Origin of the sequence: Rhodococcus sp. ENV425 (genome assembly GCF_002887785.1) — a bacterium.
GTDB lineage: Bacteria > Actinomycetota > Actinomycetes > Mycobacteriales > Mycobacteriaceae > Rhodococcus > Rhodococcus aetherivorans.
The window spans coordinates 3,923-8,731 of record NZ_PCZU01000294.1; the positions used below are offsets into that span (position 1 = coordinate 3,923).

The following is a 4,809-nucleotide window of genomic DNA, read 5'->3' on the forward strand; positions in this document are numbered from 1 at the left end:
ACCGGGTCGGCGGTCAACAACATCCCGGTGGCGGTCCGGCTGACCGGAACGCTCGACGTGGACGCCATGCGGGCCGCGGTGCGCGACGTCGTCGCCCGGCACGAGGTGCTGCGCACCGTCTACCCGGAGTCCGACGGGCACGCCTTCCAGGTGGTCCTCCCGGTCGCCGAGGCCGCACCCGATCTCACGCCCGAACCGGTCTCCGAGGCCGACCTCGTCGCCCGGGTCACCGAGGTGGTCTCCGCCGGCTTCGACGTCACCGAAGAGATCCCCCTGCGCGCCAAGCTCTTCCGGATCGCCGGCGACGACCATGTGCTGGTGTTCGTCGCGCACCACATCAGTGCCGACGGCTGGTCCATGGCACCGCTGACGCGGGACGTGATGATCGCCTACGTCGCGCGCGCGGCGGGGCACGAACCGGACCGGGCGCCGCTGCCGGTGCAGTACGCGGACTTCGCGCTGTGGCAGCGGCAGGTCCTGGGATCGGAGGACGATCCGGACAGCCTCGTCTCCGCGCAGGCCGACTACTGGAAGCGGACGCTCGCCGGCCTGCCCGACGAGCTGAACCTGCCCACCGACCGGCCGCGGCCGTCGGTGCAGGCCTTCGAGGGCGGCACGGTCGAGTTCCGCATCGACGCGGCCACCCACCGGCAGGCCGCCGACCTCGCCCGGCGCAGCGGCACGACGCTGTTCATGGTCATGCACACCGCCCTCGCGGTGTTCCTCGCGCGCATGTCCGCCGCCGACGACATCGCGATCGGCACGCCGATCGCCGGCCGCGGTGAGGCCGAACTCGACGAGATGATCGGCATGTTCGTCAACACCCTGGTGCTGCGCAGCCACATCGACGCCGACGCCGGGTTCGCCGAGCATCTCGGGCACATCCGCGAGAGCGATCTCGAGGCGTTCGCCCACGCGGATCTTCCGTTCGAGCGGCTCGTCGAGATCCTCAACCCCGAGCGGTCCACGGCCCGGCACCCGCTGTTCCAGGTCGCCATGTCGTTCGAGAACCTCCCCGAGACCGGACTCGAGCTGCCCGAGCTGAGTGTGTCCACGGTGCCGTTCGACGTGGACAGCGCCAAGTTCGACCTCGCACTGACCCTGCGGGAGCACACCACCACCGAGGGCGGACCGGACGGGATCTCCGCCGAGTTCTCCTACGCGCGGTCCCTGTTCGACGCCGGCACCGTCGAGGGGTTCGCCGCCCGCTTCGCGCACCTCCTCGACGCGGCGTTGGCCGACCCGGCCCTGCCCGTCGGTGACCTGCCGCTGCTCGCGCCGCACGAGCTCGAGCGGCTGACCCACGTCCGCGGCACCGACGTCGTCAGCGGCGGAACCCTCGCCGACCTCCTCACGGCCGGTGCGGCCCTGGACCCGGACGCCACCGCCGTGCGGCACGAGGGACGGTCGATCACCTACCGCGAGCTCGACGAGGACTCGTCCCGGCTCGCGCGGCTGCTGGTCGAGCGCGGCGTAGGCCCCGAGAACATCGTCGCCGTGGCGTTCCCGCGCTCCTACGACATGGTCCGTGCGGTGTGGGCGGTGGCGAAGGCCGGCGCCGCACACGTGCCGGTCGATCCGTCGTACCCGCCGGAGCGCGTGCGCTACATGCTCTCCGATTCCCGTGCGGCCCTGGGTATCACGGGAACCGCACACCGGGCCGGCCTGCCCGACGACGCCGAGTGGCTGGTCGTCGACGATCCCGGTCTCGCACCGGACGTCGCGGCCCGCTCGTCGGCACCGATCACCGACGCCGACCGTGTCCGGCCGCTGCGCCCGCAGCACCCTGCCTACCTGATCTACACGTCGGGTTCGACGGGCCGGCCCAAGGGCGTCGTGGTCACCCACACCGGCCTCGGTGGGCTGCTGGACACGATCATCGACCTGTACGGCCTGACGTCCCGCTCGCGGTTCCTGCACATCATGTCGCCGAGCTTCGACCCGTCGGTGATGGAGTGGATCGCGGCGTTCTCCCAGGGCGCGACGCTGGTCGTCGTGCCGTCGACGATCATCGGCGGCCCCGACCTCGCGGAACTGTTCCGCACCGAACGCCCCACCCACACGATCATCACCCCCGCGGTGATCGGCACCGTCGACCCCGAGGGCCTCGACAGCCTCGAGGTGGTCGTCGTCGGTGGTGAGGCCCTGCCGCCGGAGCTGGTGAACCGGTGGGCGCCCGGCCGCACGCTGCTCAACGGCTACGGCCCGACCGAGGCGACGGTCATCTCCACCTATGCGCACGTGCGGCCCGGGGATCCGATCACGATCGGCGGCCCCGTGCGCGGCACGACCGCCCTCGTTCTCGACTCGCGGTTGCGGCCCGTCCCCGTGGGTGTCGCGGGTGAGCTGTACCTGTCGGGTGCCGCCCTCGCCCGCGGCTACCACCGGCGCACGGTGCTCACCTCGGAACGGTTCGTCGCCGATCCGTTCACGGCGGACGGCGGGCGGATGTACCGCACCGGCGACATGGTGCGCTGGCGCGTCATGGACGACGACCGGCTCGAACTCGAGTTCGTCGGGCGCAGCGACTTCCAGGTCAAGGTGCGCGGTTTCCGCATCGAACTCGGCGAGATCGACTCGGCGCTGACGTCCCACGAGACCGTGGAGTTCGCGGCCACGCTGGGCCGCACGACGCCCTCCGGCGGCACCGTGCTCGTCTCCTACGTGCTGCCGAAGGCGGGCGCGACGATCGACACCGCCGCGCTGACCGAGTTCGTCGGCCGCTCGCTGCCGGCGCACATGGTGCCCTCCGCGCTCGTCGTGCTCGACAAGATCCCGCTGACCCCCGTCGGCAAGCTCGATCGCGACGCGCTGCCCGAACCGGAGCTCGAGGAGCGCGAATTCCGGGCCGCGAGCAATGATCTCGAGGAGATCATCGCCGAGGTGTTCGCCGAGGTGCTGCGCCTCGACCGGGTCGGCGTCGATGAGTCGTTCTTCGCGCTCGGGGGCGACAGCATCGTCTCCATCCAGCTGGTCTCGCGCGCCAAGGCCCGCGGCGTCGTGTTCACGCCGCGTGACGTGTTCGAGCGCCGGTCGGTCGCCGGTCTCGCCGAGGTCGCGACCCGCACCACCGCGGGCGAGGGCCCCGGCGGTCTGAAGGAACTGCCCGGCGGCGGCGTCGGCGAGGTGCCGCTCACGCCGATCATGCGCGAGGTGCTCGGCTGGGGTGGCGGGTTCGACCGCTTCTCCCAGTCCGTGGCGGTGACGCTGCCCAAGGACATCGACCGGGACGTGCTGGTGCGCACCATCGGCGCCGTCGTCGACCACCACGACGCGCTGCGGTCGATCCTCGAGCACGACGCCGACGGCGCCCCCGTGCTGCGGGTGCGTGCCGCGGACACGGTCGACGCCGACGAACTCGTCACCCGCGTCGAGGTGCCCGCCGACATCGACGCCGCCGCGCTCACCGCGGTCGCGTCGCGCGAGCTCGACGCCGCGCTCGACCGGCTCGCGCCCACCGAGGGACGGGTGCTGCGGTTCGTGTGGTTCGACTTCGGACCCGGCGAACGCCCCGGCGTGCTGCTCGTCGTCGCCCACCATCTCGTGGTCGACGGCGTCTCCTGGCGAATCCTGCTGCCCGACCTCGCCGTCGCGTGGGGCCAGGTGGCGGCGGGACAGGACGTCGCGCTGCCGCCGGTCGGCACGTCGCTGCGCCGCTGGGCCCACGGTCTGGTGGACGCCGCGCGCGCGCCCGAACGCCGGGCGGAGCTGGAGCTGTGGCGGTCGGTGCTCGACGGGCTGGACCCGCTGCTCGGCGGCCGCGCGTTCGACCCGGCGGTCGACGTCGCGTCGACCGTGCAGCGTCTCGACGTGAACATCCCCGCGGCCGACACCGAGGCGCTGCTGACCGCGGTGCCCGCGCTGTTCCACGGCAGCGTCAACGACGGGCTCATCGCCGCGCTCGGCCTGGCGCTGACCCGGTGGCGGCGCGACCGCGGCGTCGACGCGACGTCCGCGCTGCTGAAGTTCGAGGGTCACGGCCGCGAGGAGTCGGTCGTGCCGGGTGCGGACCTGTCCCGCACCGTCGGCTGGTTCACCAGCGCGCATCCCGTGCGGGTGGACCTGACCGGCATCGACGTCGACGACGCCTTCGCCGGCGGCACCGCCATGGGATCCGCCGTCAAGGCCGTCAAGGAACAGCTCCTGGCGATCCCGGACAAGGGCATGGGCTACGGCCTGCTGCGCCACCTCGATCCGGTCGGCTCGCAGATCTTGTCCGCATACACCACCCAGCCGCAGGTGAGCTTCAACTACCTCGGCCGGGTGTCCGCCGCGGACGTGCCCGAGGAACTCGCCGCGATCGGCTGGGTTCCGACGGACGCGCTCGGTGGGGTCGACGCCGCCCTCGACGCGGACATGCCCGCCAACGCCGTCGTCGACATCAACGCGATCGTGTCCGACGGTGCGGACGGACCGCAGCTCGCGGCCGGATTCGCCTTCCCGACCGGCCTTCTCGGCCCGGACGAGGTCGAGTCCCTCGCCGCCTACTGGGTGGACGCGCTCGCGGCGCTGGCCCGGTACGCGAGCGAGCCCGGCGCCGGCGGCCTGACCCCGTCGGACGTGCCGCTCGTGTCGGTGACCCAGCAGGACCTCGAGGCGTGGGAGGCGCGCTTCCCGTCGGCGACCGACGTATGGCCGCTGTCCCCGCTGCAGTCGGGCCTGCTGTTCCACGCCCTCATGGACGAATCCAGCGTGGACGTCTACACGATCCAGGCCGTGCTCGACCTCGACGGCGTGGTCGATCCGCAGCGGCTGCGCGGCGCGGCGCAGGCGCTGCTCGACCGGTACCCGAACCTGCGGACGGTGTTC

1 protein-coding gene is annotated in these 4,809 nt (G+C 72.5%); it reads left to right on the forward strand.

What is annotated here, in order from left to right; genetic code table 11:
* On the forward strand, nt 1–4,809 hold a 4,809-nt coding region (locus CQZ88_RS27810), incomplete at both ends, for a non-ribosomal peptide synthetase (RefSeq protein WP_219727541.1).